Here is a 22,411-nt window from a genome sequence, read left to right on the forward strand (position 1 = left end):
CCCGCAGCCGGGCCAGCAGCGCCCCGCCACGGCAGCGACCACGCGCCCCGGCCAGGGCAGCCAGACGCCGCCGCCGCCCTCGGCCTCGGCGCCGCTGCCCGACGAGCAGACGGCCCCCGCCGCCAGCCCCGCCCCCGCCACGCCCGCCACCGATCTGGGCGCCACGCGCACGGCCGCCACGGCGAGCCGCTTCCAGATGCCGGTCTCGGGGTCGATCGTGCGGCTTTACGAAAAGGGCCGCAATGACGGCATCGGCATCGCCGCGCCCGCAGGCAGCCCCGTCAACGCGGCCGGGGCAGGCACCGTCGCCGCGATTACCCGCGATACATCCGGCACCCCCATCGTCGTGGTCCGGCACGAGGGCGACCTGATGACGGTCTATGCCGGCCTTGGCGATGTCAGCGTCGCGCGCGGGGACAGCCTGTCGGCGGGTCAGTCCCTCGGCAGCGCGGGTCAGAGCGGCGTGGTGCATTTCGAGGTGCGCCGCGGCTTTGAAAGCCTGAACCCGGAAAGCTTCCTGAACTGATCTCGCGGCAGGGCGGGGCCGCATGGGCGCACAATGCCTGTGCGGCGCCGCCCGTCCCATCTTTCGGGAAACTGGGTTAGATCTGAGCCACGCAACAAGAGCCGGGCCATGTATCGCAACACCCCTCGCAGCTATGGCGCGGTCGCGCGCGCCTTTCACTGGGCCACGGCGCTGGTGATCCTAGGCAATATCGGGCTGGGCCTGCTTGCGCACCGGTTGCCGATGGACCAGCTGGCGCTGAAATTCACGCTGTTCTCGCTGCACAAGACGCTTGGCGTCGCGGCCTTCGCGCTTGGCGCGGCGCGGATCGTCTGGGCGCTGAGCCAGCCGCGCCCGGTGCCCCTGCACCCCGAACGCCGGGCGGAAACCGCCCTGGCCGAGGCCGTGCACTGGGTCCTCTATGCCTCGCTGATGCTGGTGCCGCTGACCGGCTGGATCGAGCATGCCGCGACCGAGGGCTATGCCCCGATCCTCTGGCCGCTTGGGCAGGGCCTGCCGATGGTGCCAAAATCGCCCGAACTGGCGCTGACCATGGCGGCACTGCACAAGACGCTGGCCTGGGTGCTGATGGGCGCGGTCGCGCTGCATGTGGCGGGGGCGCTGAAACACGCGCTGATCGACCGCGACCACGTTCTGGCGCGCATGGTGACGGGCCGTGCGGCAGGCCGGGACGCGCCCGGCGGCGGCCATGCCCTGCCCGTGCTGATCGCGCTGGCGGTGCTGGGCGCGGGGGCGGGCTGGGCGCTGAACGTGCCGCAGCCGCAGAATCCGGTGGCCAGCCTTCAGGCGCAGGCCTCGGAATGGCAGGTGCAGGAGGGCGATCTGGCCTTTTCCGTGCGCCAGATGGGCGCCCCGGTGCGCGGGGGGTTCAGCGACTGGACGGCCTCGATCAGCTTTGATCCCGACAGCGGCACGGGCGCGGTCAGCGTCTCGATCAACCTGCAAAGCGCGACGCTCGGCACCGTCACCGACCAGCTGCGCGGCCCCGATTTCCTGGATGCCGAGGCGACGCCCGTGGCCCTGTTCGAGGCCGATATCCGCCCCGAGGGCGAGGGCTACATCGCCGAGGGCAGCCTGAGCCTGCGCGGCGAAACCCTGCCCGTCGCCCTGCCCTTCGATCTGGTGATCGAGGACGGCATCGCGCGGATGCAGGGCGCCACCGTGCTGGACCGCCGCGACTGGGGGATGGGCGCGGCCTATCCCGATGACGGCACGGTCGGCTTCGAGGTCGCGCTGGAGGTCAGCCTGACCGCTGCGCGCGACTGACGCGGTTGTGCGCTGACAGACAGCCGGTGTTCGCCCATCGTGAATTGTGCACAGGCCGCAGCCGGGTGATGGTGCGGCATCTTATGAAGGAGACAGCCATGCTGAAGATCAGCACCATGACTGCCGGGATCGCCCTCGCCGCCACCGCAGCACTGGCCGAGCCGCAAACCTACCAGTTCGACACCAGCCACAGCCAGATCATGTTCAGCTATGATCACCTGGGCTTCTCGACGACGATGGGCATGTTCGGTGACATCACCGGCACGATCGTCTTCGACGCCGAAGACCCGGCCGCATCCTCGGTCGAGGCCAGCTTCCCGGTGGCCTCGCTGATGACCGGCTATGCCGACCGTGACGAGCATTTCCTGTCGGCCGATTTCTTCGGCAGCGAGGCCGCCGCGCCGGAAGTCACCTTCACCTCGACCTCGATCGAGGTGACGGGCGAGAACACGGCGCTGATCTCGGGCGATCTGACGCTGAACGGCGTGACGCGCGAGGTCGTGCTGGATACCGTGCTGAACGGTCAGGGCGACCACCCGATGATGAACCGCCCCTGGATCGGTTTCGACGCGACCGCGACCGTCCTGCGCAGCGACTTCAACATGGGCATGTTCGCGCCGGCCGTGTCGGACGAGGTCGAGATCCGCATCTCGGTCGAGGCGATGCAGCCCGAATGAGCCCCGGTCCCGCCCGCGCCGCAAGGGCGCGCGGGCGGCAGGTCATCCGGAACGAAACAGGGGCGGGTCAATGACCCGCCCCTGCTCCTTTGTCGTCTGCGATCAACAGGTCACTCGTTAAGAACCTCTTGCCGGCGCAGCGATCACTTCGCGGCGGCAGCGGCAGCCGTGGTGGCTTTCTTCACGGCGGCCTGCGTCTCGCGGGTGGCCTTCTCGGCGACCTTCTGGGCGTCGGCGGCGATGTCCTTGCCGGCGGTCAGCATCAGGTCGACGGTGTCCATCTGGACCTTCTTGGCCAGCTCGGCATAGGCGGCCATGTGCTCGGCGGCCATCTCGGCCGAGGCCGAGGCGAAATCGCTCATCGCCTTGGCATATTCCGACGGCTCGTCACGGACGGCGGCCAGTTCGCCGGCGCGGGCGATGGTGTCCTTGGCCCAGCGGGCCGAAATCTCGGTCGAGCGCTCGGCGGCGCCCAGGGCAACCTTCGCCAGCTTCTCACCCAGCATGCCCTGCGATTTCATCGCTTCTTGCATCGAGCTGGTGTCGATCGGAAAGTTCGCCATCATTTCCTGCATGGTCTTGGCGAAATCGGGGGTCTTGGCCATCTTGCTCACTCCTGTGTTGCAGGGCCGAGGTCCTGAACCTCGCGGCGCTGCCGGTCATGTCGTGAGATCAATATGAATGCTGCGCTGCAGCATTTCAAGATTTTTTTCTGCGCCGCAGCAGAAATTTTGCTGCAGCGCTAACGGTGCTGTTCAGCTCGCGCGCTCGTGGACATAGCGGCCTGGCGCGGGCTCCAGCCCCTCTCCCGGATCGCGGGCATCGACCATCCGGCCCGACCGCTCGGCCAGCCAGCCGCCCCAATGCGGCCACCAGCTGCCCTGGGTGAAGGTGGCGTCCTTGCGCCAGGTCTCGTGGTCGCCGGTGAAATCGGCCGAGCCGAGATAATGGCCGTATTTCTTCTTGGCGGGCGGGTTCACGATCCCGGCGATATGGCCCGATTCCGACAGGATGAAGGTCTTGTCCTTGGACCCCATCTGCGCGACGCCGCGCCAGCAATCCTTCCACGGCGCGATATGGTCCGTCTCGCAGGCGATGGCGCAAAGAGGCACCGACACGTCGGACAGGTGCAGCCGATGACCCATCAGATCGAAGCCTTCGCCCGCAAAGGCGTTCTGCTGGCAGAGCCCGCGCAGATATTGCATCGCCATCCTGCCCGGCAGGTTGGTGCTGTCGCCGTTCCAGAACAGCAGGTCAAAGGCAGGCGGCGCCTCGCCCATCATGTAGCTGCGAATCGCCGGGCCCCAGACCAGGTCGTTGGCGCGCAGAAAGCTCATCGTGCGCGACATCAGGCGCGCCCGCATCAGCCCGTGGCGCGCGACCTCTTCGGCGATGCCCTCGACGAAATCCTGCTGCAGAAAGGTCGTAAATTCGCCCTGGTCCGAGAAATCGGTCAGCGTCGTGAAGAAGCTCGCGCAGTTCACCCGGTCATCGCCCCGCGCCTTGAGCAGCGCCAGCGTCAGCGACAGCGTGGTCCCGGCGATGCAATAGCCGACCACGTTCAGCTTTTTCTGGTCGGTCAGGTCGCGGACCTTGTCCATCGCGTCCAGATAGGCGGCGATGTAATCCTCGATCCCGGTCTCGGCCATGCTGGCATCGGGATTCTTCCAGCTGACAACGAACAGCGTGTGGCCCTGATCGACCAGCCAGCGGATCAGGCTGTTCTCGGGCTTGAGGTCGAGGATGTAGAACTTGTTGATCCAGGGCGGAAAGATCAGCAGGGGCGTCGCATGGACCTGCGGGGTCGTGGGCGCATACTGGATCAGCTCGAACAGGGGCGTGCGGTGCACGACGGTGCCGGGCGCGGTGCCGATGTTCTGGCCGACGCTGAAGGCCTTGCTGTCGGCCAGCGACACGATCACCTCGCCGCCATGGGTCTCGACATCGCGGACCAGATTTTCCAGCCCGCGCACAAGGCTTTCGCCCTCGGTCTCGATGGCCTTTTCCAGCGCGTCGGGATTGGTCGCCAGAAAATTGGTCGGCGCCATCATGTCGATGATCTGCGCGGTCAGCCAGTCCAGCCTGCGCCGGGCGATCTGGTCGGGCAGCTCAAGCGCGGCAGCGGCCGAGCGCAGGGCCTCGGCATTGGTCTGATACTGGCGCTTGACCAGGTTGAAATAGGGATGCGTCTGCCACAGCGGGTTCGCAAAGCGGCGGTCGCGGGGGGCTTCGTCCTCGGGGGCGGTCAGCTTGCCCTTGACCAGGGCCTCTTGGGCGCGGGCGTAGTTCTTAAGCGTCTCGGCCCAGTAATTCACCTGATTCTCGATCATCCGAGAGGGCTGTTCGGTCAGAGTCTTCATCAGCGCCCCGGCGGCGGTGACGTAGAGATCGGGGCCCGGCCCCTCGACGCCGGGATTGAGCGGCTGACGGTCGGCCAGCGCCGCCATCAGCCGGTGGCTGAGCAGCTCGATCCGCTCGATGTTCTCGGCCAGCTTCTGCGCGGTGGGCGCGGATCCGGTCTGCGCCAGCCCGCGCAGCATCTCGCGCGCGGCTTCATGGGCCGGTGTGGCGGAGGCGCGTTTCGGGGCCTCGGCCGGTGCCTCGGGCGCGACAGGTGCCTCGGGCGCGACGGCGGGCGCGGTTTCAGGGGTCGCAGCGGCGGATGGCTTCTTCGCCGCGGCGGCCCTGGCGCGGGCGCGGGGCGCGGACTTCGTCACGGGCGTCGGCACCGGCGCGGCGGCCTTGGCCTCCGCCGCAGTCTCGGCCGCAGTCTCGGCCTTGGTGGCCTTTGCCGTCCCGCTGCGCGGCTTGCGGGCTGTTGCCTTCCTGTCGGCAGGACCGGACGGATCTTTCCGCGAACGGGTCGATTTGCTTGCCATGAGCCGGTTCCCCCCCTAGAACTTGACCCATGATAGGCGCAGGGCGCGGACAGCGTAAACCCGGCATTTCCCGGACCCACACAGCCCCTGCGAAGGCATCTGATGGTGAGCGACATGCCGACAAAGGGTCTGAGGGGAATCGTTTCATACGACGCGATGGAAGCGATCCGGAACACGAACGAGTGGCTGGGCGCCTCGGCGCGGGCGCTTGCGTCCTATCCGGCCTTCGCGCTGATCCCGCATCCCGGCATCAAGCTGATGGGCGCATGGGGCCGCGTGACCGAACGCAGCTTTGCCCGCATGGTCATCAAGCCGGGCTGGCAGATCCCCGCCATTCCGGGCGATGACGGGCAGGATCACAACGTCTATCCCGAGCCGGTCATCCGCCGTCCCTTCGGCGATCTGGTGCATTTCCGCGTCGCGCGGCGCGAAGCGCGCCCCCGCAAGGTGCTGCTGGTCGCGCCCATGTCGGGCCATTACGCGACGCTGATGCGCTCGACCGTGACCTCTCTGCTGCCCGATTGCGAGCTTTATGTCACCGACTGGCACAATGCCCGCGACATCCCGGTTTCCGAGGGCAAGTTCGACATCGAGGATTACACCCGCTATCTGGTCGATTTCATCCGCCATCTGGGGCCGGACACGAACGTGATCGCGGTCTGCCAGCCCGCGCCGCTGGCCCTGGCCGCGACCGCGATCCTGGCCGAGGAAGACCCCGCCGCACAGCCGCGTACGCTGACGCTGATCGGCGGGCCGGTCGATCCCGACGCCGCCGCGACCGAAGTGACCGATTTCGGAAACCGCGTCACCATGGGCGAGCTGGAGCATCTGGTCATCCAGTCCGTCGGCTTCAAATACCGTGGCGCGGGCCGGATGGTCTATCCGGGTCTGGCGCAGCTGTCCTCCTTCATCGCGATGAATGCCGAGACGCATACCAACGCCTTCATCAACCAGATCTTCGCCGAGGCGCGCGGGCTGGCCTATGAGGGCGACAAGCACAACAAGTTCTACGACGAATATCTGGCCGTGATGGACATGACGGCGGAATTCTACCTGTCGACCGTCGAGCGCATCTTCAAGGGTCTGGAAATCGCGCAGAACCGCTTCAGCGTCGATGGCAAGCCGGTCGATATCGGCAAGATCACCAATGTCGCGGTGATGACCGTCGAGGGGGCGAATGACGACATCTCGGCGCCGGGTCAATGCGTCGCCGCGCTGAAGCTGTGCACAGGGCTGCCGGACAGCAAGAAGGCGCAGCATCTCGAGGAAGGGGCCGGGCATTACGGCATCTTCGCGGGCAAGTCCTGGCGGCTGAACATCCGCCCGCTGGTGCTGGATTTCATCGACGAGCATTCGATCCTGCCCGATTCGGTCAAGCCGCGCCGCCGCCGCCGCAAGGTCGCGGCGGAGCCTGGCAAGGACAGCAACGCCCATATGCCGGTCTGAACGACAGGGCCCCGGTCGCGCGGGGCCCTTCGCGTCTGGCCTGTCCGTCAGTCGATCTCGTCGATCTGTTCGATCTGCCTCTCGATGGCGCGCAGGCATTCCGGCGTGGAAAAGCGGTGATCCGCGCCCTTGACCAGCAGCAGCCGGATATCCCGGCCATCGGCATGGTCCAGCAGGTCCAGCGCCCACGACATCGGCACATCCGCATCCGCCGTGCCCTGCAGCATCCGGACGGGCATGTCCAGGCGCAGGGGCTGGTTCAGGACCAGATGGTCGCGGCCATCCTCGATCAGGCGGCGGGTGATGACATAGGGGCTGTCGGCATAATCGCTTGGCAATTCGATCCGGCCGTCGCGCTGGACGGTCTGGCGCTGATCCTCGGAGAAGCCCGCCCAGAAGCCGCGTTCCGTGAAATCGGGCGCGGCGGCGATCGTCACCAGCCCCGCCACGCGATGCGGCATCGACCGCGTCATCAACAGCGCGATCCAGCCGCCCATGGACGAGCCGACCAGGATCTGCGGCCCTTCGGTCAGGGTCTCGATGGCGTGGCGGGCATCTTCGGCCCAATCCCCGATCGCGCCCTCCTCGAACAGGCCGCTGCTGTCGCCGTGGCCCGAATAGTCGAAACGCAGGAAGGCCCGCCCCCGCCGCGCAGCCCAATCCTGCAGATGCAGCGCCTTGGTCCCTGTCATGTCGGATTTGAACCCGCCCAGAAAGACGATTCCCGGGCCGCTGCCCGGCTGGCGGGAATAGGCGATGCGCCGCCCGGTCGGGGTGTCGAGATAAGTGCTCATCCGCAATCTCCTGCTGTGGCCATGCCTTTGCCCCGTTGATACGCGAGGCGCGGGCGGAACTGAACCGCCCCGCCGAGGTGACGCCGCCGACTTGACAGCGCCGCCGCCCGCGTCCATGCCTGCCCGACATACCCGCAACCGGGCGTTCCGTGGGCGCCAAACCGACGAGGAGGACGCAATGTCCCAGATCACCCTCTCCTTTCCCGACGGCAATGCGCGCGACTATCCCGCCGGCGTGACGGCGGCCGAGGTCGCGGCCAGCATCGCGCCCAGCCTCGCCAAGCGCGCGATCTCGGCCAGCCTTGACGGGCGCCATGTCGATCTGGCCTGGCCGATCACCGAAAGCGGCGCCATTGCCATCCACACGATGAAGGACGACGCGCAGGCGCTGGAACTGATCCGTCACGATTTCGCCCATGTCATGGCCCGCGCCGTGCAAGAGATCTGGCCCGACGTGAAGGTGACAATCGGCCCGGTCCGCGATCACGGCTGGTTCTACGATTTCGACCGCGCCGAACCTTTCGTCCCCGAGGATCTGGCCCGGATCGAGGCGAAAATGCGCGAGATCGTCAATGCGCGCGAGCCGATCCGCACCGAGGTCTGGGACCGCGCCCGCGCCCGCGCCCATTACGAGGCCGCGAACGAACCCTTCAAGCTGGAGCTCCTGGACCGCATCCCCGAGGGTCAGGACATCCGCATGTACTGGCACGGCGAATGGCAGGACCTGTGCCGCGGCCCGCATCTGCAATCCATGGCGCAACTGCCCGCCGACGCCTTCAAGCTGACCCATATTGCGGGCGCCTACTGGCTGGGAGACGCCTCGCGCCCGATGCTTCAGCGCATCTATGGGGTCGCCTTCCGCACGCGCGACGAGCTGAAGGCCCACATGACCATGCTGGAAGAGGCCGCCAAGCGCGACCACCGCAAGCTGGGCCGCGAGATGGACCTCTTTCACATGCAGGAAGAGGCGCCGGGCCAGATCTTCTGGCACCCGAACGGCTGGAACATCTATGTCGCGCTGCAAGACTACATGCGCCGCCGCCAGCGCGCGGATGGCTATGTCGAGGTGAACACGCCCCAGGTGGTCAGCCGCAAGCTGTGGGAAGAATCGGGCCACTGGGAAAACTACCAGGAGAACATGTTCATCGTCGAGGTCGACGAGGAGCACGCCAAGACCAAGACCATCAACGCCTTGAAGCCGATGAACTGCCCCTGCCACGTGCAGGTCTTCAACCACGGCCTCAAATCCTATCGCGACCTGCCGCTGCGCATGGCCGAATTCGGGTCCTGCAACCGCTACGAGCCCTCGGGCGCGCTGCACGGGATGATGCGCGTGCGCGGCTTCACCCAGGACGACGCGCACATCTTCTGCACCGAGGACCAGATCGAGGCAGAGACGAAGAAGTTCATCGACCTTCTGTCCTCGGTTTATGCCGATCTCGGCTTCGAGAAATGGCGCATCAAGCTATCGACGCGGCCGGAAAAGCGCATCGGGTCCGAGGAAAGCTGGGATCGCACCGAGGCCGCGCTTGGCAATGCCTGCAAGGCCGCCGGGCACGACTTCACGATCTTCCCGGGCGAAGGCGCCTTCTACGGGCCCAAGCTCGAGTTCGTGCTGACCGACGCCATCGGCCGCGACTGGCAATGCGGCACGCTGCAGGTGGACCCCAACCTGCCCGAGCGGCTGGATGCCGAGTATGTCGGCGCGGACGGCCACAAGCACCGCCCGATCATGCTGCACCGCGCGGTGCTTGGCAGCTTCGAGCGTTTCATCGGCATCCTGATCGAGAACAGCGCGGGCAAGCTGCCCTTCTGGCTGGCCCCGCGTCAGGTCGTGGTCGCCTCGATCGTCTCGGATGCCGATGATTTCGTGCACGAGGTCGTGGCCGAACTGCGCGCGGCGGGCATCCGGGCCGAGGCCGATACCCGCAACGAGAAGATCAACTACAAGGTCCGCGAGCATTCGGTCGCCAAGGTGCCCGCCATCATGGCCATCGGCATGAAGGAGGTCGAGACCCGCAGCGTGTCGCTGCGCCGTCTGGACGCACAGGGCAGCCGCAGCCTGACCTTGGCCGAAGCGGTCGAGATGCTGAAAGCCGAGGCGACCCCGCCCGATCTGCGCTGATTGGCGCCGATGTCACACGGCCGTCACCGGGCAGCGGCAAGCTGCCCGTTATTCCCGCTTGCCTTTCGCTGCGATTCGGGCATCCTCACCCTCGCGTGAGCAAGGACTTTCTACCGCCTCCCTTACGGGCAGCCGGAATTCCGAAAGCGGGCTGCACGGCCTGGCGCAATCCTGCGCCGGGATGACTTGAAGGAGAGACGGTTATGGCGACCGGAACGGTAAAGTGGTTCAACGCCACCAAAGGCTACGGCTTCATCGCGCCCGATGACGGCGGCAAGGACGTGTTCGTCCACATCTCGGCAGTGGAGCGTGCAGGCCTCACCGGCCTGCAGGACAACCAGAAGATCGGCTACGAGCTGCAGTCGGGCCGTGACGGCCGCGCCTCGGCCAGCGATCTGAAACTGCTCTGATCTCACGCCCTGGCGTGCTGCGACGGCCCGTTCGCGCGGGCCGTTTTCCTTTTTTCCGCGACAGGTCCCACGATGGTCACGCTTGATATCTTTGCCGATCCGGTCTGCCCTTGGTGCCTGATCGGCAAGCTGCAACTGGACCGGGCGCTGGAAAGCCGCCCCGACCATCCCTTTGCGATCACCTGGCACCCGTTCCGCCTGAATCTCGACCTGCCGCCCGAAGGCGCCGACCGCATCGCCCATCTGCAGGCCAAGCTGGGCGCCCGCGCGACCGAGGCAGGCGAGCAGATCGCGCGCGAGGCGGCATCTCTTGGGCTGAATCTGAACCCGGCACCGCGTGAGCCGAACACGTTGGATGCGCATCGTCTGCTGCATTGGGCGGGGCTTGAAGGCGCGCAGAGCCGTGTGATGGCGGGCCTCTTGCGCGCCCATTGGCAAGAGGCGGGCGACATCGCCGATCACGCCACCCTGTCCCGGATCGCGGCGGCGGCGGGGATGGATCAGGACGTGACCGCCCGGCTTCTGGCCTCGGATGCCGACCGGGACGAGGTTCTGCGCCGCGAGGCCCATGCCCGGCAGCGCGGCGTCCGGTCGGTCCCGACCTTCATCGTCGCCAATTCCCATGTCGTGCCGGGCGCACAGCCCGCCGCCCTGTGGCAGCAAGTGATCGACGAGATCGGCGCCGCCTGACGGGCAAGACTTGCAGATCGTGCAAATCGCGCCTATCTGCGGATCAGAACCGACAGGTATTCCCATGACCGATATCGCCCACCCGGCCAGCCAAGCGCCGCGCCGCCTGCCCTTGCCCGAATTCATCGCGATGCTGGCGTTCCTGTTCGCCACCATCGCCTTTTCCATCGACGCGATGCTGCCCGCCCTGCCCGAGATCGGGGCCGAGCTGACGCCCGACAACATCAATCGCGCGCAGCTGATCCTGACCAGCTTCGTCGCGGGCATGGGGCTCGGCACGCTGTTCGCGGGGCCGATCTCGGACGCGATCGGGCGCAAGCTGACGATCACCTTGGGCTTTGGCCTTTACACTTTGGCCGCGCTGGCGGCGATTGCGGCCCAATCGCTGGAGATGCTGCTGCTCGCGCGCTTCATCCAGGGCATCGGCGCGGCGGCGCCCCGGATCGTCGGCGTGGCGCTGGTCCGCGACCTCTACGAGGGGCGCGAAATGGCGCGGATCACCAGTTTCGTGATGATGATCTTCATCATCGTTCCGGCCTTGGCCCCGTCGCTTGGGGCGGGGATCATCGCGGTCAGCCACTGGCACGGCGTGTTCCTGGCCTTTGCGGCATTCGCCATCGTCGGCGCACTGTGGCTGAACATCCGCCAGCCCGAGACGCTGCCGGCCGAACGGCGCCGCCCGCTGAAGCTGTCCGTCCTTGCCGCCTCGGCGCGCGAAGTGCTGTCGGACCGGCAGGTGATGCTGGCGACGGTCATCCTGACGCTCGGCTTCGGGCAGATGTTCGCGCTGCTGTCCTCGGCGCAGCAATTGTTCGGCGAGACCTATGGCAGGGGCGACAATTTCCCGCTGTGGTTTGCCGCGATGGCGCTGCTGTCGGGGACGGCCACGATCCTGAACGCGCGCTTCGTCATGCGCTTCGGGATGCGGCGCATCGCGGGCTGGGCCTATCAGATGCAGACCGTCGTCTCGGCCATCATGCTGATTCTGCTGTTGACGGACGCCCTGCCCCCTTCGCTGCAATTCCCGGCCTTCTTCTTCTGGGCGACCAGCGTCTTCTTCATGGCGGGCGTGACCTTCGGCAACCTGAACGCGCTGGCGCTGCAACGGATGGGCCATATCGCGGGCATGGCGGCCTCAGTCGTCGCGGCGATCTCGACGCTGGCGGCTGTGCTGATCGCGGCGCCAATCGGCCTGCTCTATGACGGGACGGCGCTGCCGGTGGTCATCTCGACGCTGACCTGTTCGGGGATCGCCGTGCTGCTGATGCGCCGCCTGCAGGGATAAGAAAGCCGCCGCGAGGGGAACCCGCGGCGGCCTTGCCCTGCTGGGCATTGCTGTTTCAGGCAGCGATCCCCTCGGGGACCTTGGCGCCGGTCATGTAGGCCACTGCATCCGACATCGAATGCTGCTTTGGGTCGATGACGCAGAGTCGCCGACCCAGCCGATGAATATGGATGCGGTCGGCCACTTCGAAGACATGCGGCATATTGTGGCTGATCAGCACGATGGGAATGCCGCGCGAGCGCACGTCCTGGATCAGCTCCAGAACGCGGCGGCTTTCCTTGACGCCGAGGGCCGCCGTGGGCTCGTCCAGGATGATGACGCGGCTGCCGAAGGCCGCAGCTCGCGCTACGGCGACGCCCTGACGCTGGCCGCCCGACAGGGTCTCGACCGGCTGGCCGATATTCTGGATCGTCATCAGGCCCAGCTCGGACAGCTTCTGGCGCGCGAAGGCGTGCATGGCGGGCGTGTCCAGCATGCCGAACCAGCGGCCCAGCACATCCTTGCGGCGCAATTCGCGCCCCATGAACATGTTGTCGGCAATCGACAGGGCGGGCGACAGGGCCAGCGTCTGATAGACGGTCTCAATCCCGGCATTGCGCGCATCCAGCGGGCTGGCGAAACTGACGGGCTGGCCTGCCAGCCGGATCTCGCCCTCGTCGGGCTGGACGGCGCCCGAAAGCGCCTTGATCAGGCTGGACTTGCCGGCGCCGTTATCGCCGATCACGGCCAGGATCTCGCCCGGGTAGAGGTCGAAATCGGCGCCGTCCATCGCAGTCACGCGGCCATAACGCTTGACTAGGTTGCGGGCGGTCAGAATGGGCTCGGTCATGACGACACCTTCCGGATCCATTGGTCGATGGCGACAGCCAGGATGATCAGCCAGCCGGTCGCGAATAGCTGCCACAGCACGTCCACGCCGGCCAGCCGCAGCCCCGAATTGAAGACGCCCACGATCAGCGCCCCGATCAGCGGCCCCAGGATCGAGCCGCGCCCGCCAAAGAGCGAGATGCCCCCGATCACCACGGCGGTGATGGATTCGAGGTTCGCCTCGAAGAACGAGGTCGGGCTGACCGAGCCGACGCGACCGATCGAGGACCACGCCGCCAGCGCGCAGATCACGCCCGCCACGACATAGACCGACATCAGCACGCGCTTGGTCTGGATGCCGGCCAGCGCCGCAGCCTCGGGGTCGTCGCCGACGGCATAGACCCGACGTCCCCAAGCGGTCTTGTAGAGCGCGTAATAGAGCACCGCGAACACCACCAGCATCAGCACGACGCCATAGGTCAGGACAGCCCCGCCGATCTCGAACCTCGTGCCGAAGAATTTAAGCAGAGGCGCTTCGGCATCAATGGTCTGGCTGCGGATCGTCTCGCGCCCGGACAGGTAATAATTCAACGCAAGGAAGATATTCCAGGTGCCAAGGGTCGTGATGAAGGGCGGCAGCTTCAGCCGCGTGACCAGAAAGCCGTTCAAGGCCCCCGTCGCGGCGCCGCAGGCCAGGCCGATCAGGATGGCGATGGGCACCGGGATGCCCATGTTGACGGCCAGGTGGCCCATCACGACCGAGATCAGCACCATCACCGCCCCGACCGACAGGTCGATCCCCGCCGTCAGGATCACCAGCGACTGCGCCGCCGCCAGCGTGCCGACCACCGCGACTTGCTGCAGGATCAGCGACAGGTTGAAGGCGGAAAAGAAGTTGGGCGAGACAAGCCCGAAGACGATCACCGACAGCACCAGCACGATGACCGGAACCATGGTGGGATATTGATGCAGGAAATGCTGCATCCGGTCCAACGCGCTGCGCGAACGGGTATCGAACTGGGCGACCGTTTCGCGGCTGTTGCGTTCGACCACGGGATCGGGGGTGTCAGACATCGCGCACTCCGTGGAACTGGCAGCAGCGCCGGCGGCCATGACGGCCGCCGACGGATTTCAGGACAGGATCAGCCCCAGCAGCGGGCGAGACCTTCCTCGACATCGATGGATTCCACGCCCTCGACAGGCTCGCCGGTCACGAGGTTCACGCCGGTATTGGTGAAATCCAGCCCGTCGCTGGTCGAGGGCTTGGTGCCGTCGGCGGCGAAGGCGGCGATCGCCTCGATCCCCATAGACGCCATCAGCAGCGGATATTGCTGGGCCGTCGCGCCGATCACGCCGTCGCGGATGTTCTGCACGCCGGGGCACCCGCCATCGACCGACACGATCAGCACGTCGTTTTCCTTGCCGAACGAGCGCAGTGCCTCATAGGCGCCAGCGGCGGCGGGCTCGTTGATCGTGTAGACGAGGTTGATGTTCGGATCGCGCTGCATCAGCGCCTCCATCGCCTGACGGCCGCCTTCCTCGTTGCCCGAGGTCACTTCGTTGCCGACGATGCGCGGATCGTTCTCGTCGCCGATCACGTCGGGATTGTTCACGTCGACGCCGAAGCCTTCAAGGAAACCCTGGTTGCGCAGCACATCGACCGAGGGCGCGCTCGGCGACAGGTCCAGCAGCGCGATGCGGGCATCGGCGGCGGCATCGCCCATCGTCGCGGCGGCCCAGGCGCCGATCAGGCGGCCGGCCTCGCGGTTGTCGGTGGCAAAGGTGGCGTCGGCGGCGTCGATCGGGTCAAGCGGCGTGTCCAGCGCGATGACAAGGATGCCGGCCGCGCGGGCCTGCGCCAGCGGGTCCACGATGGCCTTGGTGTCCGAAGCGGTGATCAGGATGCCCTTGGCGCCCGCCGCGATGCAGCTTTCGACGGCCTGCTGCTGCGTCTCGTGATCGCCGTCGATCTTGCCCGCGAAGGTCAGCAGTTCGATGCCCAGTTCCTGCGCCTTGGCGGTGGCGCCTTCGCGCATCTTGACGAAGAACGGGTTGATGTCGGTCTTGGTGATCAGGCAGGCGCGGGTCGTTTCCTGCGCGGCAGCCCCACCCATCGACAGGGCAAGCGCGGACAGGGCCGCGGACGCGGCCAGAATCGTTTTCTTCGTCATTCTGATAACTCCTCCAGAACGGCGGGCCCTCATCCCGCCCTGCACTCAAAAAGCATCACAACAAGCCGCTTGTCAATAAATCAATTACGTTTATTTAATGATGCGAGGGAGGACCGCATGATGCCAAACGACCTGAGCGCCGGCCCTGGCCTCAGCCGCAACGAGCGGCTGATCCTGTCGCTGATCCGCCGGCACGGCCCCCTGCCCCGCGCGGCCCTGGCGCTGCGCACGGGCCTGTCGGCGCAGGCCATCACCAATCTGACGCGCAAGCTGATGGCGGCCGGGCTGCTGGATGCGGGCGAAGTGGTGCGGGGCAAGGTCGGCCAGCCTTCGACGCCCTTATCGCTGGCGCCGGACGGGGCGCTGTTTCTGGGGCTGAAGATCGGGCGCAGGCTGGCCGAACTGGCGCTGGTGGATTTCACCGGCCAGATCCGGCTGCACCGGCAGGAAATGCACGCCTTTCCCGAACCGCGCCGCATTCTCAGCTTTGCCCGCCACGGGGTCGCGACCTTTCTGGAGAGCCTGCCGCGCGCACTGCGCGGCCGCGTCGCGGGACTGGGCATCGCCACACCCTACCGGCTGTGGGATTGGGGCGCCGAAATGGCCGATTGGGAAGGGCTGGACCTGGCCGCCGAACTGGCGCCTGACCTGCCCTGCCCCGTCTTTCTCGAGAACGACGCGACCACCGCCTGCGGGGCCGAGCTGATCTTTGGCGCGCAGGAATTGCCGCCCGACTTCATCCATATCTATGTCGCGCATTTCGCGGGGGGCGGGATCGTCCTGGACGGAGTGCTGCGCCACGGGCCCACGCGGAATGCGGGCGCGCTCGGCTCGATGCCGGTGCCGGGGGGCGGGCAGCTTCTGGATCAGGCCTCGGTCTCGGCGCTGGAGCGTCAGATCGGCCGCGCCCTGCCGCCCGATGATTCGGCCTGGGACGTCCCCGAGGCGGACGAGGCCGCCTGGGCGGCGCAGGCGGGCGAGGCCCTGGCCTTCGTCGCGCTGTCGGCGGTGGCGCTGGTCGATCTGCCGCTGGTCGTGATCGACGGTGCCGTGCCGCCCGCGACCCGCGCCCGGCTGGCCGAGGCCACGCGCGCGGCGCTGGAACGCATGCCCGCAGCAGGGATCGACCGGCCCCGCGTCGTGCAGGGCGGGCTGGGCCGGGCAGGACGCATCCTTGGCGCGGCGGGCCTGCCTCTGGCGCATTTCTTCCAGCCCGACAGCGCCGCGCCGTGACCGGGGATTGCCGCTTGACTTGGCGGCGCGCGGCTCTATAAGCGCGGACTTCATTGGTGTTGGTGGACCCCGCACGGGGAAGCCTGTCGGGCCAAGATCCCAGGATCGCGGCCAAAGGACAACGCCCTTCGACAATGCAAGAAGGAGATCAGCCGTGACCAAACGCACGTCTGCCAAGTACAAGATCGACCGCCGCATGGGCGAGAACATCTGGGGCCGCGCCAAGTCGCCCGTCAACCGCCGCGAATACGGCCCCGGCCAGCACGGCCAGCGCCGCAAGAACAAGCTGTCGGATTTCGGCACCCAGCTGCGCGCCAAGCAGAAGCTGAAAGGCTATTATGGCGACCTGACCGAGAAGCAGTTCCGCCGCATCTATGCCGAGGCCGAGCGTCTGCGCGGCGATACCGGCGAGATGCTGGTCGGCCTGCTGGAGCGTCGCCTGGACGCCATCGTCTACCGCGCCAAGTTCGTCCCGACGATCTTCGCCGCCCGCCAGTTCGTGAACCATGGCCATGTCGAGGTGAACGGCAAGCGCGTGAACATCGCCTCCTACCGCGTGAAGGAAGGCGACGTCGTCTCGATCCGCGAGCGTTCGCGTCAGCTGGCCATCGTGCTGGAATCGGTCGGCCTGACCGAGCGTGACGTGCCGGATTACCTGGACGTCGACCACAACAAGATGACCGCGACCTTCGTGCGCACGCCGTCCCTGGGCGACATTCCCTACGCCGTGCAGATGGAACCGAACCTGGTCGTCGAATTCTACGCGAAGAACTGATCTTCGCCGCACCGCAATGCTTCGGGGGCCGCATCTGTCGATGCGGCCCTTTTGCGTCCCGCGACGGGCGGGGGGCTGCCGCCCCCCGCCCCCCCGCCGGTTCCGCCATCCCGACAAGGCGGACCCTGATGGGGGCTTTCCTAACCGCCCTGCTGGGCATAAACGGAAGCCGGACAAAGGATAAGGCCATGACCCAGACACCAGTGCAGCCCGGCATCATGGACATCGCGCTTTATGTCAGCGGCGAAAGCGCGCTGGCGGGGCGCGATGACGTGCTGAAACTGTCCTCGAACGAGAACCCTCTGGGATGCAGCCCGGCCGCGGCCGAGGCGTTCCGGGCGGCTTCGGGCGATCTGCACCGCTATCCGGGCACCGATCATGCCAGCCTGCGCCGCGCCATCGGCGAGGTTCACGGGCTGGACCCCGACCGCATCATCTGCGGCGTCGGCTCGGACGAGGTTCTGCAATTCGTGGTGCAGGCCTATGCCGGTCCGGGCGACGAGGTGATCACCACCGAGCACGGCTTTTCCATGTATCCGATCCTGGCGCGGATGGTCGGCGCCATGCCCGTCACCGTGCCGGAAGCCGCGCGCCGCGTCGATGTGGATGCGATCCTTGCCGCCGTCACGGACCGCACGCGGGTCGTCTTTGTGGCGAATCCGGCCAATCCGACCGGCACGATGCTGACCGAGGCCGAATTGCTGCGTCTGGCCGAGGGGTTGCCGGCCTCGGTCCTGTTCGTGCATGACGGCGCCTATACGGAATTCGCCGAGGGTTTCGATGGCGGCGCCTCGCTGGTGGACCGCTTCCCGAATGTGGTGATGACGCGCACCTTCTCGAAGATCCACGGGCTGGGCGGGCTGCGGATCGGCTGGGGCTATGCGGCGCGGTCGGTGATCGACGTGCTGAACCGCGTGCGCCAGCCCTTCAACCTGTCCAATGCCCAGATGGATGCGGCCGAGGCCGCGATCCGCGATCGTGCCTTCACCCGCCGCTGTGCGGAACTGAACGCCCGCCTGCGCGCCGAGATGCGCGAGGCGCTGACCGCCATGGGGATCGGCTGCGACGAGAGCTTTGCGAACTTCGTGCTGGCCCGTTTCGACAGCCCGGCCACGGCCGAGGCCGCCGACCGGGCGCTGCGCGAGGACGGCATCCTGGTGCGCCGGGTGGCGGGCTACGGCCTGCCCGAGGCGCTGCGGATCACGGTCGGAGACGAGGCAGGGGTCGCGCGCGTGCTGGCCTGCCTGAAGCGCTTCATGGCAGGGCGGGCAGGGGCATGATCTACCAGAAGGTTGCGCTGATCGGGCTGGGCCTGATCGCGGGTTCGATGGCCCATGCGATGCGCGAGGGCGGGCTTGCGGGTCGCATCACCGGCTATGCCCGCAGCCAGGACACCCGCGACGTGGCGCGCGAGATCGGCCTCTGCGAGGTCTGCGACAGCATGGCCGAGGCCGTGGCGGACGCGGACCTGATCGTGCTGGCGGTGCCGGTGGGCGCCATGGGGCCGGTCATGGCCGAGATCGCGCCGCATCTGGCGCCCGGCGCCACGGTCACGGATGTCGGTTCGGTCAAGCAATCGGTGATCGACGCCGTCGCGCCCCACATCCCTGAAGGGGTGCATTTCATCCCCGGCCACCCGCTGGCGGGGACCGAGCATTCGGGCCCGCGTTCCGGCTTTGCCAGCCTCTTTCGCAACCGCTGGTGGCTGCTGACCCCCCTGCCCGAGACGGATCCGGCGGCGCTTGATCGTCTGGGACGGCTGGTCCGCGGCATGGGCGCCAAGACCGACATGATGGAGGCCGGCCATCACGATCTGGTTCTGGCCGTCACCAGCCATGCGCCGCATCTGATCGCCTACACGATGGTGGGCGTGGCCGATCACCTGCGCCGCGTCTCGGGCGAGGAAGTGATCCAGTATTCGGCGGCGGGCTTCCGCGACTTCACCCGGATCGCGGCCAGCGATCCGACGATGTGGCGCGACGTGTTCCTGCACAACAAGGAGGCGACGCTGGACATCCTCGGCCGCTTCACCGAGGAGCTGTTCGTCCTGCAGCGGGCGATCCGGATGGGCGACGGCCAGCATCTGCACGATTACTTCACCCGGACCCGCGCCATCCGCCGGGGCATCATCGAGGCCGGTCAGGACACCGAGGCGCCCGATTTCGGCCGGATCGCCGGGGCAAGCGCGGCCTCCTAGGGCGAGGGGGCCGTCACCGGCAGGACGGGCGCGGCCTGCCCTGCCGGCATCAGCATCGGGGCCGGGCCGATCGGCACCGGGCCGATCGACATGCGGCCATCCGCCATCGTCAGCAGCAGGCGCAATTCGCCCTCGGCCGGCGGGGGCATCGCGGGGCCCTGATCCGACGGAGCCTCGATATCGGCTTGGGCAAGCCTGCTCAGCCCGGCCTCGACGAGGGGCCGCGCCCCGGTCGGCAGCAGCCCGGCTGCCGCCAGCACGTCCAGCACCGCCCCCGCATCGCGCGCGTAAAGCGCCACCTGCCCCTCGGCCAGGCCCGCCGCGTCGGGTGCGATCCGGCCGATGACGCGCAGGGCCTGACCGCCCAGAAGCAGGTCGATCCCCTCGGTCTGCGCGCCGATCACCATCGGCATGCGGGCGCTGTCCGGTCGAAACGGCGCGTCCAGCCACAGAACCGCCCCGCCCTGAACCGAGATTGCGCCACCCAGCCCGGCCAGCGTCGGCGCCAGAGGCGACAGAGCCTGCGGCGTCACCTCGTCCAGATTGGCGGAGACGCGATAAGCCGCCCGCGCGGCGCGCGGCGCGCCAAAGCCCAGCCGGTTCAGCTCCACCCGCAGGTCGGCGGCGCGGGCCAAGGGCTGTCCGTCCAGCGCCAGGTCGCTGCCGCGCATCTCGGCCCGTTTCACGGTGCGGCCATGCAGCGGCGAAAAGGCCAGAACCCCGTCGATATCCTGCCCCGTCAGGGCATGGTCGCGTCCGCCAAGCGTCAGGGTCAGCGCCTCTGGCAGGTCCAGCCGCAAGGTCAGCGGCGACAGCGGATTGACCAGAACCTGCGCGCGCTCGGCGCCGATGCCCTGCGCGCCAGATCCGATCCGCGGCGCCTCGACCGTCACGCCAAGCGCCGGCGGCGCGCGCAGGGGCTGGACGGAGGCCGCGGTCAGGTCCGGCCGGGCCTCGATCTCGGCCTGCAGGCGATTGGCGGCCATGATCTCGCCCCCGAACCAGAGCGCGCCCAGCAGCAGGGCCAGCAAGACCGTCACGACGATGATGGCACGACGCATCGCAAAACCTGTCCTTCCACGTTCGGGCCTGCCGGATCGGCGGAGGGGGCCTTTCGCCGCCCCCTTGGGCCTCTTATGCTGCTAGATTGAGGCAAAGGCGGCAATGCACAAGATAGATTGGATTTTCGGCTACGGATCGTTGATCTGGGACCCGGGCTTCCGGCCGGTCGAAGCCGTGCGGGCCAGCCTGAACGGGTATCGGCGCAGCTTCTGCCTGCGTTCGATCCAGCATCGCGGCACCGCCGCCCGGCCCGGTCTGGTCCTGGGGCTGGATCAGGACGAGGGCGCGTGCTGCACCGGGCTTGCAATGCGAATCGCGCCTGCCGATCATGACGAGGTGCTGGCCTATCTGCGTGCCCGCGAACTGGTCACCGATGCCTATCGCGAAGCCGTCCTGCCGCTGACGCTGGAGGATGGCCGCCATGTCGAGGCGCTGACCTACGTGATGCGCCGTGATCACTGGCAATATGCGGGCAGCCTTCCGCCCGAGGAACAGGCCCGCACCATCGCGGGCGCGGTGGGCGGGCGCGGGCCGAACGCGGATTACCTGTTCAACACCGCAGAGCATCTGGCGCGGATCGGGCTGGGCGATCCGCAGCTGGACCATCTGGCCGACAGGGTCCGCAAGCTGTTGGAAAACCGCGCATCGAAGCCGTGACCCCCCGAGTGGACGCGCTTGGCAACGGGGCATGGCGCCCCTACACTCGGCCAAAACCAGACAGGGACGGGTGACAGCGTGAGCGAGGGGATCAGTGACAAGACGCCGGACGACAAGACGCCGCCTCCACGACTGACGCTTGGCAAGAACCGCGTCACCGCGAACCGGGCCGAGGCGCTGTTGGGCGCGGCCACCCCGCGCTTTTCCCAGCCGGTGCGCCAGATCCTGCTGATGCTGACCGCGCTGACGCTGGTGCTGGTGGGCGCCTGGTTCACCTATGGCCGCATCCTGCCGATCTTCGTGTCGAACCTCTGGCTGAACGGCCTGATCCTCGGGGTGTTCGCGCTTGGCGTTCTCGCCTGTTTCTGGCAGGTCGCGCAGCTGGTCCGCTCGGTCAGCTGGATCGAGCGTTTCGCCGCGCGCCGCCGCACCGCGGTCGAGCGGGGCGCCTCGGTCATGCGGGACGATCATGCCCCGCGCCTGCTGGCGCCCTTGGCCGCGATGCTGGGCGCGCGGGGCGCAGCCGGGGGCGCGATCTCGACCTCGTCGGCGCGCTCGATCCTGGAATCGGTCGCGACCCGCATCGACGAGATCCGCGACATCACCCGCTATCTAGCCAACCTGCTGATCTTTCTGGGTCTTCTCGGCACGTTCTACGGACTTGCGACAACCGTTCCGGCGGTGGTGGACACGATCCGTGCCCTTGCCCCGCAAGAGGGCCAGACAGGGATCGAATTGTTCGACCAGCTGATGACCGGGCTCGAGGCCCAGCTGGGCGGCATGGCGGTGGCGTTCTCCTCGTCGCTTCTGGGTCTGGCGGGGTCGCTGGTCGTGGGGCTTCTGGAACTGTTCGTGACGCATGGGCAGAACCGCTTCTACCGCGAGCTCGAGGAATGGATGTCGGGCTTCACCCGCGTCGGTCTGGCCGGGCAGGAGGGCGAGGCCATCGACCAGGCGGCGATGGCAGGCTTCATCGAGCAGATGGGCCTGCAGATGGACCGCCTGCACGAGATTCACGCCACCCGCGACGCGGCCCGCGATGACGCTTCGATGCTGGCCGACGAGCGGGTCGTGGTGATGGCGCAGGCCATCGAGGCGCTGGTCCTGCGGACCGAGGCGGATCAGGCCGCAGCCACCGCCCGCGCCGAGGCGACGACACGCGCGCTGGAACAGATCGCGCGGGGGCAGGAACGGCTGATCGAGGCGGTCGACCAGGGCGCCGCACCCGACCTGACGCGGATCGAGACCGCCTTGGCGCGGCTGGGGACCGAGCTTGCCAGCGGACGCGACGAGATGCTGGCCGATCTGCGTTCGGATCTGCTGGTGCTGACGCGGGCGGTCCGGGCGGCGCGCTTCGGCGACCCGTTCCGCGACGACCTGCTGGCCCAGCCCCGCCGCCGGGACGAGTGAT

Annotated in this window: 21 protein-coding genes; 14 read left to right on the forward strand and 7 right to left on the reverse strand. The window is 67.6% G+C overall.

Annotated features, from left to right (window positions below; translation table 11 throughout):
* The 3 genes from QAR72_RS06110 to QAR72_RS06120 all read left to right on the forward strand — a co-directional run.
* The coding region (locus tag QAR72_RS06110; RefSeq protein WP_304616481.1) for a murein hydrolase activator EnvC family protein at nucleotides 1-526 on the forward strand (526 nt) is incomplete at its 5' end.
* A gap of 108 nt (nucleotides 527-634) precedes the next feature.
* Nucleotides 635-1,792, forward strand: coding sequence for a cytochrome b/b6 domain-containing protein (locus QAR72_RS06115; protein WP_304616482.1), 1,158 nt, complete (start codon nucleotides 635-637; stop codon nucleotides 1,790-1,792).
* Nucleotides 1,793-1,890: 98 nt separating this feature from the next.
* On the forward strand, nucleotides 1,891-2,469 hold the full coding sequence (locus tag QAR72_RS06120) for a YceI family protein (RefSeq protein ID WP_304616483.1): 579 nt from the start codon (nucleotides 1,891-1,893) through the stop codon (nucleotides 2,467-2,469).
* Between the two features lie 143 nt (nucleotides 2,470-2,612).
* Here QAR72_RS06120 and QAR72_RS06125 read toward each other — a convergent pair whose 3' ends face one another.
* Nucleotides 2,613-3,074 (reverse strand): Phasin, encoded by a 462-nt coding sequence (locus QAR72_RS06125; RefSeq protein WP_304616484.1) that lies wholly within the window; start codon nucleotides 3,072-3,074, stop codon nucleotides 2,613-2,615.
* Nucleotides 3,075-3,224: 150 nt separating this feature from the next.
* A complete protein-coding gene (gene phaC / locus QAR72_RS06130) occupies nucleotides 3,225-5,348 on the reverse strand; it encodes a class I poly(R)-hydroxyalkanoic acid synthase (protein WP_442953557.1) in 2,124 nt (707 codons plus the stop codon).
* Between the two features lie 156 nt (nucleotides 5,349-5,504).
* Between phaC and phaZ the strand changes: the two genes are divergently transcribed.
* The gene (gene phaZ / locus QAR72_RS06135) at nucleotides 5,505-6,794 is read left to right on the forward strand and encodes a polyhydroxyalkanoate depolymerase (protein ID WP_442953558.1); all 1,290 of its coding nucleotides are present in this window, start codon (nucleotides 5,505-5,507) and stop codon (nucleotides 6,792-6,794) included.
* A 47-nt stretch (nucleotides 6,795-6,841) separates the two neighbouring features.
* Here phaZ and QAR72_RS06140 read toward each other — a convergent pair whose 3' ends face one another.
* Complete coding sequence (locus QAR72_RS06140; RefSeq protein WP_304616485.1) at nucleotides 6,842-7,588, reverse strand: alpha/beta hydrolase; 747 nt, start codon at nucleotides 7,586-7,588, stop codon at nucleotides 6,842-6,844.
* Nucleotides 7,589-7,766: 178 nt separating this feature from the next.
* Here QAR72_RS06140 and thrS point away from each other — a divergent pair, with 178 nt between their 5' ends.
* The 4 genes from thrS to QAR72_RS06160 all read left to right on the forward strand — a co-directional run bounded on the left by thrS (nucleotide 7,767) and on the right by QAR72_RS06160 (nucleotide 12,098).
* Nucleotides 7,767-9,713, forward strand: coding sequence for a threonine--tRNA ligase (gene thrS, locus QAR72_RS06145; RefSeq protein WP_304616486.1), 1,947 nt, complete (start codon nucleotides 7,767-7,769; stop codon nucleotides 9,711-9,713).
* Nucleotides 9,714-9,916: 203 nt separating this feature from the next.
* Nucleotides 9,917-10,123 (forward strand): cold-shock protein, encoded by a 207-nt coding sequence (locus QAR72_RS06150; RefSeq protein WP_304616487.1) that lies wholly within the window; start codon nucleotides 9,917-9,919, stop codon nucleotides 10,121-10,123.
* Between the two features lie 72 nt (nucleotides 10,124-10,195).
* Nucleotides 10,196-10,813: a DsbA family oxidoreductase gene (locus tag QAR72_RS06155; RefSeq protein WP_304616488.1), complete on the forward strand. Its 618-nt coding sequence runs from the start codon at nucleotides 10,196-10,198 to the stop codon at nucleotides 10,811-10,813.
* A 64-nt stretch (nucleotides 10,814-10,877) separates the two neighbouring features.
* Complete coding sequence (locus tag QAR72_RS06160; RefSeq protein WP_304616489.1) at nucleotides 10,878-12,098, forward strand: multidrug effflux MFS transporter; 1,221 nt, start codon at nucleotides 10,878-10,880, stop codon at nucleotides 12,096-12,098.
* 55 nt (nucleotides 12,099-12,153) lie between these two features.
* On the opposite strand, the gene QAR72_RS06165 is transcribed toward QAR72_RS06160, so the two are convergent.
* The 3 genes from QAR72_RS06165 to QAR72_RS06175 form a co-directional block, all read right to left on the reverse strand.
* Nucleotides 12,154-12,927: an ATP-binding cassette domain-containing protein gene (locus QAR72_RS06165; protein WP_304616490.1), complete on the reverse strand. Its 774-nt coding sequence runs from the start codon at nucleotides 12,925-12,927 to the stop codon at nucleotides 12,154-12,156.
* Nucleotides 12,924-13,979 carry an ABC transporter permease gene (locus tag QAR72_RS06170; RefSeq protein WP_304616491.1) on the reverse strand — a complete coding sequence of 352 codons (1,056 nt, stop codon included), beginning with the start codon at nucleotides 13,977-13,979 and terminating at the stop codon, nucleotides 12,924-12,926. The genes QAR72_RS06165 and QAR72_RS06170 overlap by 4 nt, the downstream gene beginning before the upstream one ends.
* A gap of 68 nt (nucleotides 13,980-14,047) precedes the next feature.
* A complete protein-coding gene (locus QAR72_RS06175) occupies nucleotides 14,048-15,076 on the reverse strand; it encodes a sugar ABC transporter substrate-binding protein (RefSeq protein ID WP_304616492.1) in 1,029 nt (342 codons plus the stop codon).
* A 120-nt stretch (nucleotides 15,077-15,196) separates the two neighbouring features.
* On the opposite strand from QAR72_RS06175, the gene QAR72_RS06180 reads away from it, so the two are divergent.
* The 4 genes from QAR72_RS06180 (at nucleotide 15,197) to QAR72_RS06195 (ending at nucleotide 19,281) form a co-directional block, all read left to right on the forward strand.
* A complete protein-coding gene (locus QAR72_RS06180; protein WP_304616493.1) occupies nucleotides 15,197-16,309 on the forward strand; it encodes an ROK family transcriptional regulator in 1,113 nt (370 codons plus the stop codon).
* 154 nt (nucleotides 16,310-16,463) lie between these two features.
* The gene (gene rpsD, locus QAR72_RS06185; protein WP_304616494.1) at nucleotides 16,464-17,084 is read left to right on the forward strand and encodes a 30S ribosomal protein S4; all 621 of its coding nucleotides are present in this window, start codon (nucleotides 16,464-16,466) and stop codon (nucleotides 17,082-17,084) included.
* Nucleotides 17,085-17,272: 188 nt separating this feature from the next.
* Nucleotides 17,273-18,364, forward strand: a complete 1,092-nt coding sequence (gene hisC, locus QAR72_RS06190; protein WP_304616495.1) for a histidinol-phosphate transaminase — start codon at nucleotides 17,273-17,275, stop codon at nucleotides 18,362-18,364.
* On the forward strand, nucleotides 18,361-19,281 hold the full coding sequence (locus tag QAR72_RS06195) for a prephenate/arogenate dehydrogenase family protein (RefSeq protein ID WP_304616496.1): 921 nt from the start codon (nucleotides 18,361-18,363) through the stop codon (nucleotides 19,279-19,281). Before hisC ends, QAR72_RS06195 begins: the two co-directional genes overlap by 4 nt.
* Here the strand turns inward: QAR72_RS06195 and QAR72_RS06200 are convergent.
* Nucleotides 19,278-20,342: a DUF2125 domain-containing protein gene (locus QAR72_RS06200; RefSeq protein ID WP_304616497.1), complete on the reverse strand. Its 1,065-nt coding sequence runs from the start codon at nucleotides 20,340-20,342 to the stop codon at nucleotides 19,278-19,280. The genes QAR72_RS06195 and QAR72_RS06200 overlap by 4 nt on opposite strands.
* 103 nt (nucleotides 20,343-20,445) lie before the next feature.
* Here QAR72_RS06200 and QAR72_RS06205 point away from each other — a divergent pair, with 103 nt between their 5' ends.
* Both QAR72_RS06205 and QAR72_RS06210 read left to right on the forward strand, forming a co-directional pair.
* On the forward strand, nucleotides 20,446-21,000 hold the full coding sequence (locus QAR72_RS06205; RefSeq protein WP_304616498.1) for a gamma-glutamylcyclotransferase: 555 nt from the start codon (nucleotides 20,446-20,448) through the stop codon (nucleotides 20,998-21,000).
* A 177-nt stretch (nucleotides 21,001-21,177) separates the two neighbouring features.
* The gene (locus QAR72_RS06210; protein ID WP_304616536.1) at nucleotides 21,178-22,410 is read left to right on the forward strand and encodes a biopolymer transporter ExbB; all 1,233 of its coding nucleotides are present in this window, start codon (nucleotides 21,178-21,180) and stop codon (nucleotides 22,408-22,410) included.
* Nucleotide 22,411: the final 1 nt, after the last annotated feature.

The organism is Paracoccus sp. (in: a-proteobacteria) (assembly GCF_030604785.1).
Taxonomy (GTDB): Bacteria; Pseudomonadota; Alphaproteobacteria; order Rhodobacterales; family Rhodobacteraceae; genus Paracoccus.